The sequence below is a fragment of the Micromonospora sp. NPDC050187 genome, assembly GCF_044459745.1.
In the GTDB taxonomy this organism is placed as follows: domain Bacteria; phylum Actinomycetota; class Actinomycetes; order Mycobacteriales; family Micromonosporaceae; genus Micromonospora.
The window spans coordinates 49,313-68,696 of sequence record NZ_JBITJH010000004.1 but is presented as its reverse complement, the minus strand read 5'-3'; the positions used below and the strand labels follow the sequence as shown (position 1 = coordinate 68,696).

Sequence of the window (19,384 nt, the reverse complement as noted above, 5' to 3'; positions counted from 1 at the left end):
ATGCCGCCCATCCTCGCATCCGGCAAGATCGGACTGATACCCGGCGATCTCTTCGGTCAGCGGACGGGAGTGAACGGGTACGTCAGGGCGTCCGGCGGAGGTCGCTCGTCCCGGCCGTTGGGGACCACCGGGCGACCGCACGACACGAAGAGGTCGGCGAAGATCTCGCGATCCCGGTCGAGGTAGCCGGGGCCGGACCGGGCGACCAGCCGGACCACCTCCTCGGCGAGCAGCAACTGGTACCGGCAGGACTCCTCGTTGAGGACGTTGAGGTCCCCGGTCGCCACGACGTTCTCCTGACGGCATCCCCCACCGCACAGGTAGCGCGCCCAGCACGCGCCGCAGATTGGGTGGTCGTCGACCGACCGTCGCCACTCCGGGTGCGACCGGGTGAGTCCACTTTCGCCCGTACCGACGTCGAACGACTCGTCGCCCACCAGCCGGTGGCACGGGCTGACGGTGCCGTCCGGCGAGTGGGTGTAGTAGGTACGCCCTCCGGAGCAGAACGACAGGGCGGTCAGACCCTCGACCATCATCTGGACGGTGCGCTCGTACTCGAGCACCCCGGCGAAGCGGTTCTCCGGGGTGAAGAACGACGGGTAGGCCCGGAGGAAGTCCCGGAACTGCTCGATCATGCCGGGTCGGAGGAAGTGGTTGACGTAGGTGATCTGGCGCGGCTCGCTGAGCACCCTGTCGCCGAGGGTGAGGGTCAGCGCGACGCTCCGGCCCCGCCGGTCGACGGGGTAGACGCCGGGGTAGATCTGGAAGAAGTCGAAGAGGTTGAGGCTCCACAGTTCGCGGACGCTCTCCAGCAGCGTCGGCTCCTCCGTCGCCACCGTCATCCGGGCGACCAGGACGACGTCGTCCCCGGCTTCGCCGCGCAGCGTCCACAGGTTCCGCATGATGCGGTCGTACGACCCCCGGCCGTTCTTCGCGGGGCGGGTGCGGTCCTGCACCTCGCGGGGGCCGTCGAGGGAGACCGAAACGATGAAACGGTGCCGGCGGAACAGTTCGACGGCCCCCGGGGGAAGCAGGGTGAGATTCGTGGAGATCCGGTAGACGAACCGCAAGCCCCGCTCGGCCGCCACCCGCTCGCTCCGTGCGCAGATCGCGCGGATCAGGGCGAAGTTCGCCAGCGGTTCACCGCCGAAGAACTCGAAGCGCACCCGCTGCCCGGGTGCCGCGTTCTCGTCGATGAACCGGAAGATCCAGGCAACGGAGTGCTCCCCCATGGCCTCTTTCATCCGGCCGTAGTCGCCGCCCTCGGCGAAGCAGTACGTGCACGCGAGGTTGCAGATGTTCGTCAGGTTGACGTTGACCGCGAAGTCCGCGCCGTCCGTGGCCGAACTGCGGCGTAGTGCCTCGCGGTTGCGGTCCGCGTCAGCGGTCCGCGTGAACGCCGCCCAGGACGCGGCCTCCTCGGGACGCAGGTGCTCGACCCCCTGCCGCAACCGGTCACCCACCTCCCGCGGCATCCGCGCGACCCGGTGGTTCCCGGTGAGCAGCACCGCGGACTCCCCGTCGGCGAGGTCGGTCACGACGTAGTCCGTACCGCTACGCACGGCTGCCGCCCTGAAGCCGGATCGCCGCCTCCGGGACCGCGTCACTGGAGTGCTCGATCTCCAGGATCGTGTTCGTCGGGAAGTGCGCCCGGTCGTACACCTCGTAGAGGTTGGCGTGGACATCCGGTGCGAGCTGCACACGGACCCCCCGGTCGTCGGAGGCGGACTTGCACGCGATGAAACGGTACTGGGCGCCGGGCAGCACCGGCACCCGCTTGATCTCGCGCCCGTCGGACGCGCCGCCCAGGACCCGGACGACCACCTCGTACGTCGCCGACGCCGCGCTCGTCACCTCGACGTGCACGGCCTTGACGTCGCCCCGCCACTCGTGGTCGACGACGGGGCGGTCGCGGTCGTCGACGTCGACGACGGCGAGAGCGGCATTGTCGGGCCGGGCCAGCAACCGGAAGGGCAGCGCCTCGTCGCAGGTCCGGCACCGGGCGTCGGCGGTGAGCCCGACGGGGGACGCGACCAGCCCGTACCGCTCGACCGCCAACGAGCCGCAGCGCGGACAGTAGGAATTCGTCGCCGCGTGGTCGTAGACGTTGCCGAGGTAGCAGTACCGCACTCCCTCGGCCAGCGCGATCGCCCGCGCCCGTTCCAGCCGGTCCACCGGGGTCCGCTCGACCTGGGTGTACTTGTAGTCGGGGTGGAACCGCACGAAGTGCACCGGCACGTCGGGCCCCAGCCGGTCGAGCACCCAGCGGGACAACCGGTACGCGTCCTCCTCACGGTCGTTGGCGTCGGTGACCAGCAGGCTGGAGACCTCCACGTGCTTGCCCCGGTCGAAGACGTAGGCCGTCGCGTCGAGGACGGGTTGGAGCTGGCCCTTCGTCACCCGCTTGTAGAACGTCGGGTCCATCGACTTCAGCGAGATGCTGAAGATGTCGATGACCTCGCACAGCTCCTTCGCTCCTTCGAGTGAGATGTAGAACGCCGACTTGAAGAGGTTGACCAGGCCGTGCCGGCGGGCGAGCCGGGCCGTGTCGAGGACGAACTCGTGCCAGACGACCGGGTCGTTGTACGTCCACGAGATGACCTGGATGCCCCGCTCGACGGCGCTCTCCACGACCTGTTCCGGCGTGTAGTGGTGCACCGACCGGTCTTCCACGTACCGCGCCTGCGAGGTCTGCCAGTTGTGGCAGTAGTCGCAGTTCATCATGCAGCCGATGTTTCCCATCGACAGGATGCGCGCGCCGGGAGCGTAGTGGTAGACCGCTTCGGTCTCGATCGTCTCTTCCGTCATGGCGACCGACTTGCCGTAGTTGAGCGTCACCAGTTCGCCGCCACGATTGGCCCGGACCCGGCAGAATCCCACCGCTCCCGGCCGAATGACACAGTTGCGTGGGGAAAGATGACACTGGACCGTCCCGTCGGGCCGGGCGCTGTACAGGGCGGCCGGCCTCCCGGCCTGTTGCCAGTTCCATTGTTGCTGGTCCCTGGGCAAGGTTGCCTCCCGTGGTGGCCGGAGGTCTCGGGATCGGGTGAGAAAGCCCGACATTCGTGCAGGGCGAGTTTCACAGGATCGGCGGAATTCACGCCGGCTCATGGATGGCGCCACCATTGCCCACCCACACGCAATTCGGTTGCGGTGAGTCACCACCGCACTCCGGTCAGTATATTCAGGTGTGTCTTGGTGTCAATGCCTGAGATAGCCGTACGTCACGGGCAGCCACCGCCTTGACCGGATCCCGACGCCGGCCAGGTCGAGCGCGGCGGCCCGGATGAACGCCTCCAGCGCCGCCTTCGTCTCGGCCGGCAGGTGGTGCAGCCCCAGCCGCGCCCCCTGGGCGCGGAAGGCGCGGGCGATCGCCGCACCGATTCCGCCGGTCACGCCGGTGACCAGGACGACCCGACCGGCCAACCCGGTGTCGATCACGAGGACACTGCCCGGTCACCGCGTAGTCGCGTCACGACCCGCTGCCGGAGCAGGCCACGATCGCCGCCGTCTCCGCCGGCAGCTCCACGCCGTCCCGCATCACGGTCACCCCCGTACCGGTGGCGAGCAGGACCTGGCGGACCACCCCGGGCAGGTTGACCCGCTGCGCCTTGTCGGCCAGGTTCGCCACCACCAGGCAGTTCCCGCGCCGCACCACCAGGAACCGGTCACCGTGGCGCACGTCGACCCGGTCCAGCCGGGGATCGGAGAGGTCGGGCCGGGCCTTGCGCAACGCGATCAGCCGGCGGTGGAACTCCAGCGTCTCCCGGTGCTCGGGCTTGTCCAACTCGGCCCAGTCCAGCCGGGACCGGGCGAAGGTCTCCGGGTCCTGCGGGTCGGGGACCTCCCCCTCCGGCCAGCCGTGCGCGGCGAACTCCCGCCGCCGGCCGGTGACGACCGCGGCGGCCAGTTCGGGCTCGGGATGGCTGGTGAAGAACTGCCACGGCGTGGTCGCCCCCCACTCCTCCCCCATGAACAGCATCGGGGTGAACGGCGCGGTCATCAGCAGCGTCGCGCCGACCCGCAGCAGCCCCGGGGACAGGGTCGCGGAGATCCGGTCACCGGTGGCCCGGTTGCCGATCTGGTCGTGGTTCTGCAGATACGCCACGAACCGGTGCCCGGGCGTCCGCTGCCGGTCGACGGGCCGGCCGTGGCTGCGGTGACGGAAGCTCGACCAGGTGCCGGCGTGGAAGAACGCCCCGGTGAGCACCGCCTCCAGGCAGTCGAGCGAACCGAAGTCGGCGTAGTAGCCCTGCCGTTCCCCGGTGAGGAGGGTGTGCAGGGCGTGGTGCGCGTCGTCGTTCCACTGCGCGTGCAGGCCCATCCCGCCGGCCTCGCGCGGGGTGACCAGCCGGGGGTCGTTGAGGTCGGACTCGGCGATCAGCGACAGCGGCCGGCCGAGGTGGGTGGCGAGCGACTCCACCTCGACAGCCAACTCCTCCAGCAGCGGCGTCGCCCGGTCGTCGGCGAGCGCGTGCACCGCGTCCAGCCGCAGGCCGTCGACGTGGTAGTCGCGCAGCCACATCAGCACGCTGTCGGTGATGTAACGGCGCACCTCGTCGGAGTGCGGCCCGTCCAGGTTGACCGAACGCCCCCAGGTGTTGCTGCCCTCGGTCAGGTACGGCCCGAAACGCGGCGCGTACGCCCCGGAGGGGCCGAAATGGTTGTAGACGACGTCGAGGATCACCCCCAGTCCCCGGCGGTGCGCCGCGTCGACCAGCCGTTTCAGGCCGTCCGGGCCCCCGTAGGCGTGGTGTGGGGCAAACCAGCAGACGCCGTCGTAACCCCAGTTGTACTCGCCGTTGAACGCGTTGACCGGAAGCAGTTCGATCATGTCGACGCCGAGGTCGACGAGGTGGTCCAGGCGGTCGATCACCGCGTCGAAGGTGCCCTCCGGGGTGAACGTGCCGACGTGCAGCTCGTACAGGACACTGCCGGGCAGTGGGCGGCCGGTCCACCCCTGGTCCCGCCAGGCGAAGGCGGCGTGGTCGTAGACCCGGCTCGGTCCGTGCACGCCCGCCGGCTGCCAGGGCGATCGTGGGTCCGGCAGGGCGCTCTCGTCGTCGTCGAGCAGGAACGCGTAGTCGGTGCCGGGCCCGGCGTCGGGCACCTCGGCCCGCCACCACCCGCCCGACGCGGGGGTCATCTCCCGGTCGGCGTAGCCGTCGATCCGCAACCGGACCCGTTCGGCCTCCGGTGCCCACACGGTGAACTCGGTCATGACGCCTCCACGGACTCGGTGGGAGCGAGCAGCGCGACGGGATAGGTGCCGAGCAGGTCGGCCAGCGGCACCCGTCCGCCAGCGTAGACCCGCCCGGTGAACACCTCGGTCATGTCGTGAACGGGAAGCGACACACTGGTGTCGCCCCAGCCGCCCCGCCGGTCCAGCCCCACCGGCAGGCGGGTGGCGACCGCGAGCGCGCCGCCGGTGTCGAAGCAGACGGCGTGGTCGGCGGCCGGCCCGTGTGCCGGCACCGGGCGGTGGTCGGCGAAGAGGTCCGGCCGGTCCCGGCGCAGCCGCAGGGTGCGGGAGACCACCAGCAGCTTCGCCGCGCCGCCCACGTCGACCGGGGGCCGCCAGCCGGCGTCGAGGCGGGCCAGCAGCTCCCGGCGCAGTGCGAAGTCGACCGGGCGGCGGTTGTCCGGGTCGACCAGGGAGTCGTCCCACAACTCGGTGCCCTGGTAGACGTCGGGGACACCGGGCATGGCGAGCTGGACGAGCTTCTGCCCGAGCGCGTTCGACCAGCCGGCCCCGGTGATCTCGTCGGCGAAGGCGGTGATCGAGGCGTGCAGCCCCGGGTCGTCGTAGAGCCGGTCGACCAGGGCGTGCAGGGCCCGCTCGAAGACCGGGTCCGGATCGGCCCAGCTCGTCGAGGCGGCGGCCTCCCGGGCGGCCTTCTCCACGTACCCGTGCAGCCGCTCGCGTTCGATCGGCCAGGCGCCGACGACGGTCTGCCAGAGCAGGTGGGCGAAGGCCGGGTCGGGCAGCGGCGCCTCGGCCGTCCACCGGCCGACCTGCTCGGCCCAGCGGTCCGGCAGTTCGCTGAGCACGGCGAGCCGGGCCCGCACGTCCTCGCCGCGCTTGGTGTCGTGGGTGGAGAGCGTGGTCATCGCGGCCGGCCAGCGACGCTGCCGGGCGGTGGCGAAGCGGTGGAACTCCTCCGGCGGGGTGCCGAAGTGCGCCGGGCTCCCGCCGACCTCGTTGAGCGCCACGAACCGGCTCCACCGGTAGTAGGCGGTGTCCTCCACCCCCTTGGCCATCACCGCGCCGGTGAGCTGCGGGAACCGCTGGCCGAGTTCGTCGTCCGGGTCGCGCAACCGGGCGGTGACCGCGTCCAGGGCGGCGGTCAGGTCGGGCCGGCGGCGGCCGGCCTCGGCGCGGGCGGCGGCCAGGTGCCGGGCCCCCTCGGGCGGGTAGCCCCGGTAGACCGGGAAGCAGGCGGCCAGCTCGGCCAGGGCGGCCCGGGCGTCGGAGCGGTCCACCTCGGGGGCGAGGGCGGCCAGTCGGGTCAGCTCGGCGGCGAGCAGCCGGGTGGCGGCGGCCAGTTTGGTGGCGTGGATCAGCTCGGACCAGGAGGTGGCGGTGCCGGTCAACCGGGTGTCCAGGGCGGTGAAGTCGCCCTCCGCACCCCGGTCGACGAAGAGACCGCAGACCGGGGCGAGCGCCTCGTAGCCGGTGGTGCCGTCGACCGGCCACTCCGGCAGTTCCTCGCCGTACTCGAGGATCTTCTCCACCACGAGCCAGGCGGCGGGGGCGGCGGCCCGGAGGCGGGCCAGGTAGGCGGCCGGGTCGCGCAGCCCGTCGGGGTGGTCGACCCGGATGCCGTCGACCTCCCCGGCCGTCACCCAGCGCAGCACCTCCGCGTGGGTGGCGTCGAAGACCTCCGGGTCCTCCACCCGCAGTCCGGCGAGGTCCGAGACGGCGAAGAACCGGCGGTACGTCAGCTCGGCGTCGCCGCGCCGCCAGGAGACCAGCTCGTAGTGCTGCCGGTCGTGCACCTCGGCGGGGCTGCCGTGGCCGGTGCCGTCGGCGACCGGGAAGCGGTGCTCGTGGTAGCGCAGCTCCCCGTCGACCAGTTTGAGGTCGCCGAGGGCGTCCGGGGTGTCGGCGAGCACCGGCAGCAGCAGCCGGCCGGCGTCCCAGTCGATGTCGAACCAACGCGCGTACGCCGAATCCCGGCCCCGGCGCAGCACGTCCCACCAGGCCGGGTTGGCCTCCGGCCGGGCCACCCCGGCATGGTTGGGGACGATGTCCACGACCAGGCCGAGCCCGGCGGCGCGCAGCGCGGCCACCAGCCGCCGCCGGGCGGCCTCGCCGCCGAGTTCCGGGTTGACCGCGCGGTGGTCGACCACGTCGTAGCCGTGCGCGGAACCGGGGGTGGCGGTCAGCAGCGGCGCGCTGTAGAGGTGGGAGACGCCGAGGTCGGCGAGGTAGTCGACGAGGTCGGCGGTGGCGTCCAGGTCGAAGCCGGGGCGGACCTGCACCCGGTAGGTGGCGCCGACCCGACGGCCGGGCGGCGGTACGCGGGGATCGCTGCTCGCCGGCATCAGACCGCCCTCTCCAGGACCACCAGGGAACGGTCCGGCACCCGCAGGGTGCCGCCCGCGCCGACCACCGTCGCGTCGTCCGGGTTCGGGTCGGCGGTGCTGATCACGCACTGCCACTTCTGGCCGAACTCCCCGCCGGGGAGGGTGAAGTCCAGCGGGGCGTCGTGGGCGTTGTAGCAGAGCAGGAACGAGTCGTCCCGGTGGCGCTGGCCGTACTGGCCGCGCTCGCGGATGCCCTCGCCGTTGACGAAGAGGGTGACCGCGCGGCCGAAGTCGTTGCCCCAGTCGTCGCCGTTCATCTCCCGCCCGTCCGGGGTGTACCAGGCCAGGTCGGGCAGGGGCTGCTCGGCGCTCCGGCCACCGACCGGCAGGCCGGTGAAGAAGCGGCGGCGGCGGAACACCTGGTGCCGGGCCCGGAAGTCGGTGAGCGTACGGACGAAGTCCAGCAGTTGCTCGTCGACGTTCTCCCAGTCGACCCAGGCCAGCTCGCTGTCCTGGCAGTAGGCGTTGTTGTTGCCGTGCTGGGTGCGGCCCAGCTCGTCGCCGTGGCCGATCATCGGCACGCCCTGGGAGAGCATCAGGGTGGCCAGGAAGTTGCGCCGCTGCCGGGCCCGCAGGGCGAGCACGCCCTCGTCGTCGGTGGGGCCCTCGACGCCGCAGTTCCAGGACCGGTTGTGGCTCTCGCCGTCCCGGTTCTCCTCGCCGTTGGCCTCGTTGTGCTTGTCGTTGTATGCCACCAGGTCGGCGAGCGTGAACCCGTCGTGGCAGGTGACGAAGTTGATGCTGTGGAACGGCTTGCGACCGTCGTCCTGGTAGAGGTCGGCGGAGCCGGAGATCCGGGAGGCGAACTCGGCCAGGGTGGCCGGCTCGCCGCGCCAGAAGTCCCGGACGGTGTCCCGGTACTTGCCGTTCCACTCGGTCCACACCGGCGGGAAGTTGCCGACCTGGTAGCCGCCGGGGCCGACGTCCCACGGCTCGGCGATCAGCTTGACCTGGCTGACCACCGGGTCCTGCTGGACCACCTCGAAGAAGGTGGAGAGGCGGTCCACCTCGTAGAACTCCCGGGCCAGGGTGGCGGCGAGGTCGAACCGGAACCCGTCGACGTGCATCTCCTGCACCCAGTACCGCAGCGAGTCCATGATCAGCTGGAGCGAGTGCGGGCTGCGGACGTTGAGGCTGTTGCCGGTGCCGGTGTAGTCGACGTAGTAGCGCCGGTCCTCCTCCGACAGCCGGTAGTAGCTGGGGTTGTCCACTCCCTTGAAGCTCAGCGACGGCCCGAGGTGGTTGCCCTCGGCGGTGTGGTTGTAGACCACGTCGAGGATCACCTCGATGCCGGCGGCGTGCAGCGCGCGGACCATCCCCCGGAACTCCTGCACCTGCTGTCCCAGCCGGCCCAGCGCGGAGTAGCCGTGGTGCGGGGCGAAGAAGCCGATGGTGTTGTAGCCCCAGTAGTTGCGCAGACCCATGTCGGCCAGGCGGTGGTCGTGCACGAACTGGTGCACCGGCATCAGCTCGATCGCGGTCACCCCGAGCCGGGTCAGGTGCTCGATCATCGGTGGGGAGGCGATGCCGGCGTACGTGCCGCGCAGTTCCTCGGGGATGTCCGGGTGCCGCATGGTCAGGCCGCGCACGTGCGCCTCGTAGATCACCGAGTGGTGGTACGGGGTGCGGGGCGGCCGGTCGTTGCCCCAGTCGAAGTACGGATTGACCACGACCGACTTGGGCATGAACGGCGCGGAGTCGGCCTCGGACATCCGGTCCGGCTCGCCCAGCACGTAGTCGTAGACGGCCGGATCCCACTGCACGTCCCCGTCGATCGCCTTGGCGTACGGGTCGAGCAGCAGCTTGTGCGGGTTGCAGCGCAGCCCGTTCGCCGGGTCGTACGGCCCGTGGACCCGGTAGCCGTACCGCTGCCCCGGCTCGACGCCCGGGATGTACCCGTGCCAGACGTGGGCGTCGACCTCGCGCAGCCGGACCCGCCGCTCCGCGCCGGTGTCCCACTCGTCGAAAAGGCAGAGGTCGACCGCCTCGGCCACCTCCGAGAAGATCGCGAAGTTGGTGCCCATCCCGTCGTAGGTGGCCCCCAGTGGATAGCGGTCCCCCGGCCAGACCTGCATGTCGCTCCTTCGGGCATGGTTCGTCGGCGGCGTCGCCGGGGCGGAGCCCGCCGACGCGCACGCCGGTATTGCCCCGCCACCCCTCGCGCCAATCCCCCCGATCGGCGGGTGTCCCGAAATACACCCCGATGGACGACTTAAACCTCCGGGTGTCTCTCATCACCTTCGGCCCCGCTCGGGATGCGGGTTTCCGGTTGATGCCTTTTCCTTGGTGCGGGCGCACGTGTGCGCGTCCGCACCCGGCCGTTCGGCCCACCACCACCCACCTTCCGCCGCCATCGACGTCGGCGCGTGCCACCCTGCCTGGACGGAGATTCACTGTGACGACCCCGCGGGTCGGCGAGCACCTCGCGAGCCCCTCGGACCGGCCCTGCCGGCCCACCCTCACCTCCCGCCCCCAGATCCCGCAGCCCGCCGGGTCGACATCCCGCCCGCGCCGGATCCTGATGCTCTCCTGGGAGTACCCGCCGGTGCTCGTCGGCGGGCTCGGTCGCCACGTGCACGCCCTCTCGCTGGCCCTGGTCGCCGCCGGGCACGAGGTCACCGTGGTCACCCGGCACGCCGAGGGCGCCCCGCTGGAGGAGTACGCCGACGGCGTGCGGATCGTCCGCGCCGCCGAGGACCCGGTGACCTTCCCCCTGGCCACCGGTTCGCTGCTGGCCTGGACGATGGCGTTCAACCACACCCTCACCCGGGCCGCGCTGCGCGCCGCCGAGTCCGGCGGGTACGACGTCGTGCACGCCCACGACTGGCTGGTCGCGCACACCGCGATGACCCTGCGCGACCACCTGGACGTGCCGCTGGTGAGCACGATCCACGCCACCGAGGCGGGCCGGCACCAGGGTTGGCTGCCGGAGGAGATGAACCGCACCATCCACGGGGTCGAGCACTGGCTGAGCAACGAGTCCGGCCGGGTGATCGTCTGCTCCGGGTACATGCGCGACGAGGTGACCGGGTTGTTCGGCGTGCCCGCCGGGCGGGTCGACGTGGTGCCCAACGGGGTCGAGCCGCACCGCTGGAAGGCCCCGGTGGCGGCGGTCGCCGCCGCCCGCCGCCGGTTCGCCGGGGACGGGCCGCTGGTCACCTTCGCCGGCCGGCTCGTCTACGAGAAGGGCGTGCAGCACCTCCTCGCCGGTCTGCCCCGGCTGCGGGACCGGCACCCCGGGCTGCGTGCCGTGATCGTCGGCGACGGCCCGTACCGGGGTGAGCTGGAGGCCGAGGTGCACCGGCTCGGCCTGGCCGGCGCGGTCAGCCTGCCGGGCTTCCTCGGCGGCACCGACCTGCCCGCCGTAATGGCCGCCTCCGACTGCTTCGCGGTGCCGAGCATCTACGAGCCGTTCGGCATGGTGGCCCTGGAGGGGGCGGCGGCCGGCGCGCCGCTGGCGGTCTCCGCGACCGGTGGCCTCGCCGAGATCGTCGAGCCCGGCGTGACCGGTATGACCTTCCGCCCGCAGGACCCGGAGGGGCTCAGCGAAGCGGTCCACGCGCTGCTCTCGGACACCGAACGTGCCCGGACGCTCGCCCGGCGCGCCCGCGCCATGGTGCACGAGCAGTACGGCTGGGCGGCCATCGCGCAGCGGACGGTCGCCAGCTACGCCACCGCCATCGCCGGCTCCTCGTCGTTCACCACGGCGCAGGCGGCACAGCGGATGGCGCACGGCCGTCCCGCCTCCCCGGTCGTCGGGGAGGGCAACCTGCTCGCCGCCGCCGGCCTGCGCTGAGGTGGTAGCAGGGGTTACCTGTCACCGCTTTCTGCCGAACAGGGGACCCCTGCAACCACCCAGCGCCCCCCGCAGCCACCCAGCGACTCCTGCGACCACCCAGCGAACCCTGCAACCACCGAACGACTCCGGCAACCACCCGGCGCGGGGCCAGCCGCGTGGGCGATGGGCCGATCGTCGCGCGGCCGATTCCGTCCGGGCACCTTGATCTGCCGTTACGATCTTGCATCCGCACTGGTCAGCGCAGGTATGCATCGGACAGACTCGCAGCATCCGACCGGGACTAGGTCCGAGGAGGGTTCGGGTGCGGGTGCTCCTGGTGGAAGACGACCTGCGCGTCGCAGCGGTCCTCGCCGCGGCGCTGCGGCGGCGGGGGCACGAGGTGGTCCAGGCGCTGACGGCGGCGGAGGCGGTCCGGGCGGAGCCGGTCGATCTCATCCTGCTCGACATGAACCTGCCCGACCGCGACGGCCTGGAGGTGTGCCGGCGGATTCGCCAACTCAGCGAGGAGGTCGCCATCATCGCGGTGACCGCCCGGGGCGAGGAGCACGACCGGGTGGCCGGGTTGCGGGCCGGCGCCGACGACTACGTGGTGAAGCCCTTCTCGATGGTCGAGTTGCAGGCGCGCATCGAGGCGGTGATGCGTCGCACCGGCCGCGCCGCCCGTACCGCCCGCACCACCACCGCCGCCCTCCAGGTCGGTGACCTGCGCGTCGACGTCGACGCCCGGCGGGTCTGGCTGGCCGGCCGGGAGGTCGGCCTGTCACGTAAGGAGTTCGACCTCCTGGTGGTGCTGGCGCGGCAGGCCGGCACGGTGGTGTCCCGGGACCGGTTGCAGATGGAGGTCTGGCACACCACCTGGGCGACGCGGCACAATCTCGACGTCCACGTCGCGGCGCTGCGCGGCAAGTTGGACGACGCCGGCCTGGTGGAGACGGTACGCGGCGTCGGCTACCGACTCCGCGCCGGCTGATCACCGGCCGTGACGGGCCGTGGTGCGGCAATCTCAGATCATCCTCAAGAATCCCAGCTGGCGGCCCCGTGAACGGCCGATTACGGGTGTGCTGTCCGTACCCAGCCATCCCTCCTGTTTGGAGATCCCCCTTGAGATACAGACGGACTACGGCCGGTGTCTTCTCCACACTGCTCGCCGTCACCCTCGCCGCGACGGCGCTGCCCGCCCAGGCGCACGGGCAGCCGGCGTTCGCCGCGGCCCAGCTGCGGGCGGAGCCGAACCAGGTCCGGGACCTGACGGTCGTCCAGGGCGACGGGTACGCGACCCTGGCCTGGACCCCGGTCGACGGGGCCACCGACTACCAGATCGAGCGGACCCCGGTCGCCGACGACGACACCGTCAGCGGACCGTCGGTGATCAGCGGTGTCTGGCGGCCGAACCGCCAGGTCAACAACTCCTCGCCGACCTTCGCCGACGCCGGCTTCGCCCCCGGGAGCCGGTTCCAGTGGCGGGTCCGCGCCCGCTTCGGCACCACCACGCAGCCGTACTCGACACCGGTCGCCGGCACGACCCGGCCGCACTGGGGCGACCCGAACACTCCGGGCCAGAGCCTGCGCACGCAGTGGGAGACCACGCTGGGCGCGCAGTACACCAGCGACGTCAACGAGTACGCGTACACCGCGGCGGTCGACGAGCTGAGCGACCGGGTGCGGGTGGTGGAGATCGGCCGCACCATCCAGAACCGGCCGATCAACATGTTCGTCATCGGCTACCCCAAGCCGCCGGCGACTCCGGAGGCGGTCGCCGCGACGAACCCGCTGGTGGTCAACTGCAACGTGCACGGCAACGAGCCGGGTGACCGCGAGGCCTGCCTCATCATGGCCCGGCAGCTCGCCTTCACCGACGACGCCGGCACGCTCGACAAGCTGTCGAAGACCACCATGCTGATCGTGCCGACGATCAACGGCGACGGCCGGGCCGCCAACAGCCGGGGCAACTCCACCGGTCAGGACCTGAACCGGGACTACTCCCTGATCCGTCAGCCGGAGACCCAGGCCTTCGTCGAGATGGTCCGCGACTACCGGCCGATCGCCAGCTTCGACGGCCACGAGTACGGCAACACCAACACCGGCGACCTGCCGATGCTGCCGCCGCGCCACCAGAACGTGTCCCAGGGGATCTTCGACACCTCGCAGGACATGATCGAGGGGCACATGTACACCGAGGGCGCCAAGGACGGCTGGTGGGCCTGCCCGTACGGGTGCACCGGCGCCGGCGTGGGCCTGAGCGAGGAGACCATCCTGCGCAACACCCTCGGCCTGAAGAACGTGGTCAACTCCCTGCTGGAGCTGCGCAGCTCCGGCGGCCCGACCCGGCCGGACGAGGGCAACACCGCCAACAACCGCCGGCGCAAGTCGTACTCCGCCCTGTGGACGTTCCACCAGTTCCTCACGTACCACGTGGCGAACATCCCCGGCATCACCAAGGCCCGGGCGGAGGGGATCGCCTTCCAGTCGGCGAACACCGGCCGGATCGTGTTCCGGGGCTCGCGCCCGATCGAGGCGTACCCCGCGCCGCACCCGGGTGAGGCCCCGCCGCCGCTGGACGCTCCCACCCCGGAGCGGATCCTGGAGCAGCCGCCGTGTGCGTACCGGCTGACCGAGGAGCAGTACCACGGGGCACGCAGCGACGGTCCGGCCGGCCGGCAGACGACGGTGGCCCAGCGGCTCGCCGCCCACGGCTGGAAGGTCGTCAAGGTCGCCGACGGCTACCTCGTCCCCCTCTCGCAGCCGGAGCGGGGTCTGGTGCCACTGCTCCTCGACGGACAGGCCGTCGAGGGCCTGGTCGACGGCGAGCGGATCGCGCCCACGCTGACCGGCACCCACAACGGCCCGCTGACCGTCACCGGCGTGGCCTGCCTCGCCGGCGCCACCGTCCGGGGTCCGATCCGGGTCCAGCCGGGCGCCACCCTGATCGTCAACGGCAGCGCGATCTCCGGGCCGGTCAACGCCAGCGGCGCGGCCGGGTTCGTGCTGACCGACAGCACGGTGAACGGGCCGGTCAACGTCACCGCCACCCGGGGCCCGGTGGTCCTGGTCGACAACCGGGTCAGCGGCCCGGTCAACGTGGTCAACAGCGCGGGCGTGGCCCCGCTGCTGGCCGGCAACACCGTCTCCGGCCCGCTGGGCTGCACCGGCAACGCCCCCGCGCCGGTCAACCTGGAGGTCGCCAACTCGGTCAGCGGTCCGAAGTCCAGCCAGTGCGCGCGCCTGTGAGCTGCTGAACCTCGTACCGACGACCCTCGTACCGGCAGGCCGGTCCCCCGACCGGCCTGCCGGCACCCCTTGGACGCCAGTGGAGTGGAGAACACCGTGACCGACACCCTCCCCCGGGCCGCGACGGCGGCACCCCGCCGCGCCCGGCGACGCGCCACCCCGCTCGCCGGGGCCCTCGCCCTGCTGGTCGCGGTCGCCGGGTGCAGCGGCGGGGACGACAGCGGCTCCGGTACGTCGGACGCCGCCCCACCGGTCGCGGTCACCGTGACCGGACCGCTCTGCGACGTGCTGCCCTCGGGCAGCGAACCGGGCAACCCGGCCTCGCTCGTCGGCCAGCCCGCCGACCGCGCCCTCCAGTGGATTCCCGTGCTCACCACCTTCGAGGCGGCGGTGCGGGCCAGCGGCATGGCCTCCGAGCTGACCGGGTCCCAGCCGGTGACCATCCTCGCCCCGACCGACGACGCGTTCGCGGCCAAGTTCTCCCGGACGAACCTCGACGAGCTGCTCCTGAAGGACACCGAGAAGCTGCGCGGGCTGCTGCGCGAGCACGTGGTCACCGGCGCGCTGCCGGTCTCCGAGCTGGTGTCCGCCGGCACGGTGACCACGCTCGCCGGCACCCGACTGACCGTCACCGCTCAGGGGCAGGGTGCGCGCGTCGACGACGAGGCCGACCTGCTCTGCGCCGACTACCAGGCGGCCGAGGCCCGGATCCACGTCATCGACCACGTGCTCGGCAGCCTGCCCACCACCGCGAACGGCGACGACCACCCGGCGCACTGAGCGCGTACGCCCCCACAGAACCACCGACGGGGGCCCCCCCCCCCCCCGGGGGGGGGGCGGGGGGGGGGGGGGGGCCCCCCCCCCCCCGCCCCGGCCCGCGGGGCCCCCCACCCCACCCCCGCGAACGCCGACCACCACCCGCCGCCCGGCGGGCCCCCCCCCCCCCACCCCCCCCCCCGCCCCCCCCCCCCCCCGGGGGGGGGCGCCCGTCGTCGTGTCGTCGCCTCAGCGCTCCGCGAACGGCACGTAGTCCCGCTCGGCGGCACCGGTGTAGAGCTGCCGCGGACGGCCGATCTTGGTCTCCGGGTCGCCGATCATCTCGCGCCACTGGGCGATCCAGCCGGGCAGCCGGCCGAGCGCGAAGAGCACCGTGAACATCTTGGTCGGGAAGCCCATGGCCTTGTAGATCAGGCCGGTGTAGAAGTCCACGTTCGGGTAGAGCTTGCGGGAGACGAAGAAGTCGTCGGCGAGGGCGATCTCCTCGAGCTGCATCGCGAGGTCGAGCAGCGGGTCCGGCTTGGCCATCCGGCCGAGCACGTCCTGGGCGGCCTTCTTCACGATGGCGGCGCGCGGGTCGTAGTTCTTGTAGACCCGGTGGCCGAAGCCCATCAGCTTGACGCCGTCGGCCTTGTCCTTGACCTTGCGGACGAAGGACTGCACGTCCCCGCCGTCGGCCTGGATGCGCTGGAGCATCTCCAGCACCGCCTGGTTGGCGCCGCCGTGCAGCGGGCCGAAGAGCGCGTTCACCCCGGCCGAGACCGAGGCGAACAGGTTGGCGTTGCTGGAGCCCACCAGGCGGACCGTCGAGGTGGAGCAGTTCTGCTCGTGGTCGGCGTGCAGGACGAAGAGCATGTCCAGCACCTGGGCCATCACCGGGTCGACGTCGTACGGCTCGGCCGGCACGCCGAAGGTCATCCGGAGGAAGTTCTCCACGTACCCGAGCGAGTTGTCCGGGTAGAGCATCGCCTGTCCGATGGACTTCTTGTACGCGTACGAGGCGATGGTGGGGACCTTGGCCATCAGCCGGACGGTGGACATCTCGACGTGCTCGACGTCGAACGGGTCCAGGCTGTCCTGGTAGAAGGTGGAAATCGCGCTCACCGCCGAGGAGAGCACCGCCATGGGGTGCGCGTCGCGCGGGAACCCGTCGAAGAAGCGCCGCATCTCCTCGTGCAGCATCGAGTGCCGGCGGATCCGCTGGCTGAAGTCGGTCAGCTGGGTCTCGGTCGGCAACTCGCCGTAGATGAGCAGGTAGGAGACCTCCAGGAAGGAGGACTTCCCGGCCAGTTGCTCGATGGGGTAGCCCCGGTACCGCAGGATGCCCGCGTCACCGTCGATGTAGGTGATCGCCGAGGAGCAGGCCGCGGTGTTGACGAACCCGGGATCGTAGGTGACCAGTCCGGTCTCCTTCAGCAGCTTGCTGGCCCGGATTCCGGCGGGACCTTCGACTGCGGACTGCACCGGCATCGAAAGCTGCCCACCGGGGTGATCGAGCTTGACTTCCGTCATCTGTCCCTCGCTTCGCCGGCAGAATCTACGTTGAGGACCGCCTCCGCTTTTTGACGAAGGTGCCTTCGCTTTTACCGTAAACGCGATCCCTGTGACACCGCCCGCCGTGGCTGAGCGGTGAGGGATGCGTCACCCGATTCCCTATCGGCCGACTCGGAAACCCCGTCCTGCTGGGGCGAAGCGGACGACCGGCGGCGATCGGGCGGGTTCCGGTAGTGACGACGAATGATGAGCGGAAATCATCCGAAACCATCCCGACATCGACGGCGATCAGCCGCTGACGCGTTGTGGGATCAACTCTCGGTGACCATCGGGGATGGCGACAACCGTGGCTACCGCATCCGACGGCACGTGGGGGAAATCACTCCACAGGGTCGGTCCGCCGCCGTCTTCGGGCAGCCGGACGAAACGCCCGGTGGCGGGTCGGTCGGCGGCGCGCGACGTCAGTCGACCGGGTCGAGCCGGCGCAGCGTCCCGTCCGGGGCGACCTGGTGGACGTCGAGCCGGTTCGGTCCGGCCCGGAAGAGCGTGTCGTCGGTCAGCAGCGCGGCGAAACGCCGTCCCCCCGGGTCGGGGGAAACCACGGGTACGACCGCGCCGACGCGGCCGTTGACCGCCACGGCCAGCAGCGTGCCGTCGGGCACCCGGTCGGGCACGGTCCCCCAGACCAGCGCGGGCAGCCGTCCGGCGGCCGGGTCGACGGCGCGGAACGCGTCAAGGTCGGCCACCCGGACCGTACCGCCGGTGGGTGGGTCGTCGACGGTGGTCCCCACCAGCGGGTGGGGCACGGGCGGCGGGGGCGGGGCGGGCACGCCGCCGGGAAGGGTCAGCGGCTGCCCCGGCCGGTCGTAGAAGCGCTTGTCGGCCCGCTCCCGGGCCTCCTGCCGCGCCGACCGCCCGTCGACCCGCCCCGGCAACCGGACCCGGGCCAGGTCGGCCACGGTCGGCAGCAGGTCGACGTGTTCCCAGTTCCGGTCGTCGACCCGGCCGGCCCGCTGGCCGGGTTCCTTGACGAACGTCGGCACCCAGGCCACCTCGTCCGGGGCGTCGCGGATCGCGTCCATCCCCCGGCCCTGGGAGCCGGTGGTGAAGCTGACGCCGTGGTCGGCGGTGACCACCAGCAGCGCCCGGTCGTAGAGACCGGTGGCGCGCAGGGTCCGCAGCGTCTCGCCGATCAGCCGGTCGGTGTAGCCGAGCTGGGCCAGGTGCCGCTGCCGGCCCAGCTCGGCCCAGCCGGCACCGTCGTCCGGCAGGTCGTCCGGAGCCTCGTACCGCGCCCCGGAGGGTAGGTACGCCCACGGGCTGTGCGGCATGAGCAGGTGCAGGAAGTGCAGCGTGGGCCGCGCGGCGGGGCGCAGGTCGGCCAGGAAGCTGGTGAACCGGGCCGGCTGGTGGTCGTCCAGGCTGTCCCACCGGAACTTCGGGTCGGTCGGGGCCGGCTCGGCCGCGTCGAGTCCCGCCTCGGCGGCGGTGGGCTCCCGGTAGCTCGCCTCCGGGTCGACCCGGCTCTCCACCGGCGCGACGAGCTGGCGCAGCAGGTCGGCGCTGGACCGGACCAGCACCCCGAGCCCCTGCTCAGGGCCGACCGGCTGGTCGCAGCGGCTCGGCGGGCAGAGCCGGGTGATGCTCTCCTGCGCGCGGATCTCGTAGAGGCCGCCGAGGGCGGTGAAGAGGTTCTCCGGGTACCGGGAGTAGTGCGGGGCGTCCGGCCGGGCCGGGTACCGGCCGGTCAGCATCGCCGGCAACGCGTAGGGGGTCCAGCCGCTGACACCGGTGGCGTTGCGGTACCAGGTCGATCCGGCGGCCAGTTCGGCGAAGTGCGGGAACCGGGTCGCGTCGATCCGCCCGTCCGGGCCGAGCAGCGAGACCAGCGGCAACTCGTCGAGGACGAGCAGGACCACCGGCGGGTGCCCGCCGGGGCCGGTGGCCGCCCCCGCTCCCGCGCCCTCGGCGCGCGGCAGCACCACCGCCGAGGCCGGCGAGACGAGGACGAACAGGGCGACGAAGACCGGTGGCCCGACCGCCGCGGCCCGGAGTATCCGGCCGGGCACGCGCCAGCGCCGGTGCGCCGCCGCGCCCGCCACCCCCGCCGCGCCGGCCACCAGCAGCAGCGGTCCGCCCCGCAGCGGGGTCACCTCCCGTCCCACCTGCACGGCTAGGGTGGCGAGCAGCAGCGCGACGAGCACCCGGTGCGCCACCAGCCGGACCCGACCGCCGGCCAGCCGGGTCAGCGCGCCGAGCCCGGCCAACGCGGCGGTGGGCACCACGGCGACCAGGGCGAGCAGCGCCACGACCTGCCCCGGGGTGGCCCGGTGGAACAGGAAGAAGTCGGGGCTACGGCCGAGCACGTCCAGCAGCGGCTGGGTGACGGCCAGGCCGACCAGGGCGACCACCTCCAGCAGCAGGACACCCTCGGCCCGCCACACCGACGGCGTGGGCGCGGAGGCCGGAGCGGCCTCGGCGGCCGGGGGCGCGATC

12 protein-coding genes are annotated in these 19,384 nt (G+C 72.2%); 4 read left to right on the top strand and 8 right to left on the bottom strand.

Annotated features, from left to right (window positions below):
• Nucleotides 1–56 precede the first annotated feature (56 nt).
• From ACIBJE_RS08125 to glgX, 6 genes are all read right to left on the bottom strand, one after another.
• Complete coding sequence (locus ACIBJE_RS08125) at nucleotides 57–1,562, bottom strand: radical SAM protein (protein ID WP_396744774.1); 1,506 nt, start codon at nucleotides 1,560–1,562, stop codon at nucleotides 57–59.
• Entirely contained in the window at nucleotides 1,555–3,063 is a 1,509-nt protein-coding gene (gene amrS, locus ACIBJE_RS08120) for an AmmeMemoRadiSam system radical SAM enzyme (protein WP_396744771.1), read from the bottom strand. Before amrS ends, ACIBJE_RS08125 begins: the two co-directional genes overlap by 8 nt.
• Nucleotides 3,064–3,201: 138 nt before the next feature.
• Nucleotides 3,202–3,441, bottom strand: coding sequence for a hypothetical protein (locus ACIBJE_RS08115; RefSeq protein WP_396744769.1), 240 nt, complete (start codon nucleotides 3,439–3,441; stop codon nucleotides 3,202–3,204).
• Between the two features lie 31 nt (nucleotides 3,442–3,472).
• Complete coding sequence (gene treZ, locus ACIBJE_RS08110) at nucleotides 3,473–5,221, bottom strand: malto-oligosyltrehalose trehalohydrolase (protein ID WP_396744766.1); 1,749 nt, start codon at nucleotides 5,219–5,221, stop codon at nucleotides 3,473–3,475.
• Nucleotides 5,218–7,548 (bottom strand): malto-oligosyltrehalose synthase, encoded by a 2,331-nt coding sequence (gene treY / locus ACIBJE_RS08105; RefSeq protein ID WP_396744764.1) that lies wholly within the window; start codon nucleotides 7,546–7,548, stop codon nucleotides 5,218–5,220. Before treY ends, treZ begins: the two co-directional genes overlap by 4 nt.
• Nucleotides 7,548–9,665 carry a glycogen debranching protein GlgX gene (glgX, locus tag ACIBJE_RS08100; RefSeq protein ID WP_396744761.1) on the bottom strand — a complete coding sequence of 706 codons (2,118 nt, stop codon included), beginning with the start codon at nucleotides 9,663–9,665 and terminating at the stop codon, nucleotides 7,548–7,550. Before glgX ends, treY begins: the two co-directional genes overlap by 1 nt.
• 320 nt (nucleotides 9,666–9,985) lie before the next feature.
• Here glgX and ACIBJE_RS08095 point away from each other — a divergent pair, with 320 nt between their 5' ends.
• The 4 genes from ACIBJE_RS08095 (at nucleotide 9,986) to ACIBJE_RS08080 (ending at nucleotide 15,397) form a co-directional block, all read left to right on the top strand.
• The gene (locus tag ACIBJE_RS08095; RefSeq protein ID WP_396744758.1) at nucleotides 9,986–11,386 is read left to right on the top strand and encodes a glycosyltransferase family 4 protein; all 1,401 of its coding nucleotides are present in this window, start codon (nucleotides 9,986–9,988) and stop codon (nucleotides 11,384–11,386) included.
• 304 nt (nucleotides 11,387–11,690) lie between these two features.
• Nucleotides 11,691–12,359, top strand: a complete 669-nt coding sequence (locus ACIBJE_RS08090; protein ID WP_396744755.1) for a response regulator transcription factor — start codon at nucleotides 11,691–11,693, stop codon at nucleotides 12,357–12,359.
• 131 nt (nucleotides 12,360–12,490) lie between these two features.
• The gene (locus tag ACIBJE_RS08085; protein WP_396744753.1) at nucleotides 12,491–14,617 is read left to right on the top strand and encodes a M14 family zinc carboxypeptidase; all 2,127 of its coding nucleotides are present in this window, start codon (nucleotides 12,491–12,493) and stop codon (nucleotides 14,615–14,617) included.
• A gap of 96 nt (nucleotides 14,618–14,713) precedes the next feature.
• Nucleotides 14,714–15,397 (top strand): fasciclin domain-containing protein, encoded by a 684-nt coding sequence (locus ACIBJE_RS08080; protein ID WP_396744750.1) that lies wholly within the window; start codon nucleotides 14,714–14,716, stop codon nucleotides 15,395–15,397.
• 225 nt (nucleotides 15,398–15,622) lie between these two features.
• Here the strand turns inward: ACIBJE_RS08080 and ACIBJE_RS08075 are convergent, their stop codons facing one another.
• Both ACIBJE_RS08075 and ACIBJE_RS08070 read right to left on the bottom strand, forming a co-directional pair.
• Complete coding sequence (locus ACIBJE_RS08075) at nucleotides 15,623–16,906, bottom strand: citrate synthase (RefSeq protein ID WP_396744747.1); 1,284 nt, start codon at nucleotides 16,904–16,906, stop codon at nucleotides 15,623–15,625.
• 443 nt (nucleotides 16,907–17,349) lie between these two features.
• The gene (locus ACIBJE_RS08070) at nucleotides 17,350–19,383 is read right to left on the bottom strand and encodes a sulfatase-like hydrolase/transferase (protein WP_396745591.1); all 2,034 of its coding nucleotides are present in this window, start codon (nucleotides 19,381–19,383) and stop codon (nucleotides 17,350–17,352) included.
• Nucleotide 19,384 lies beyond the last annotated feature (1 nt).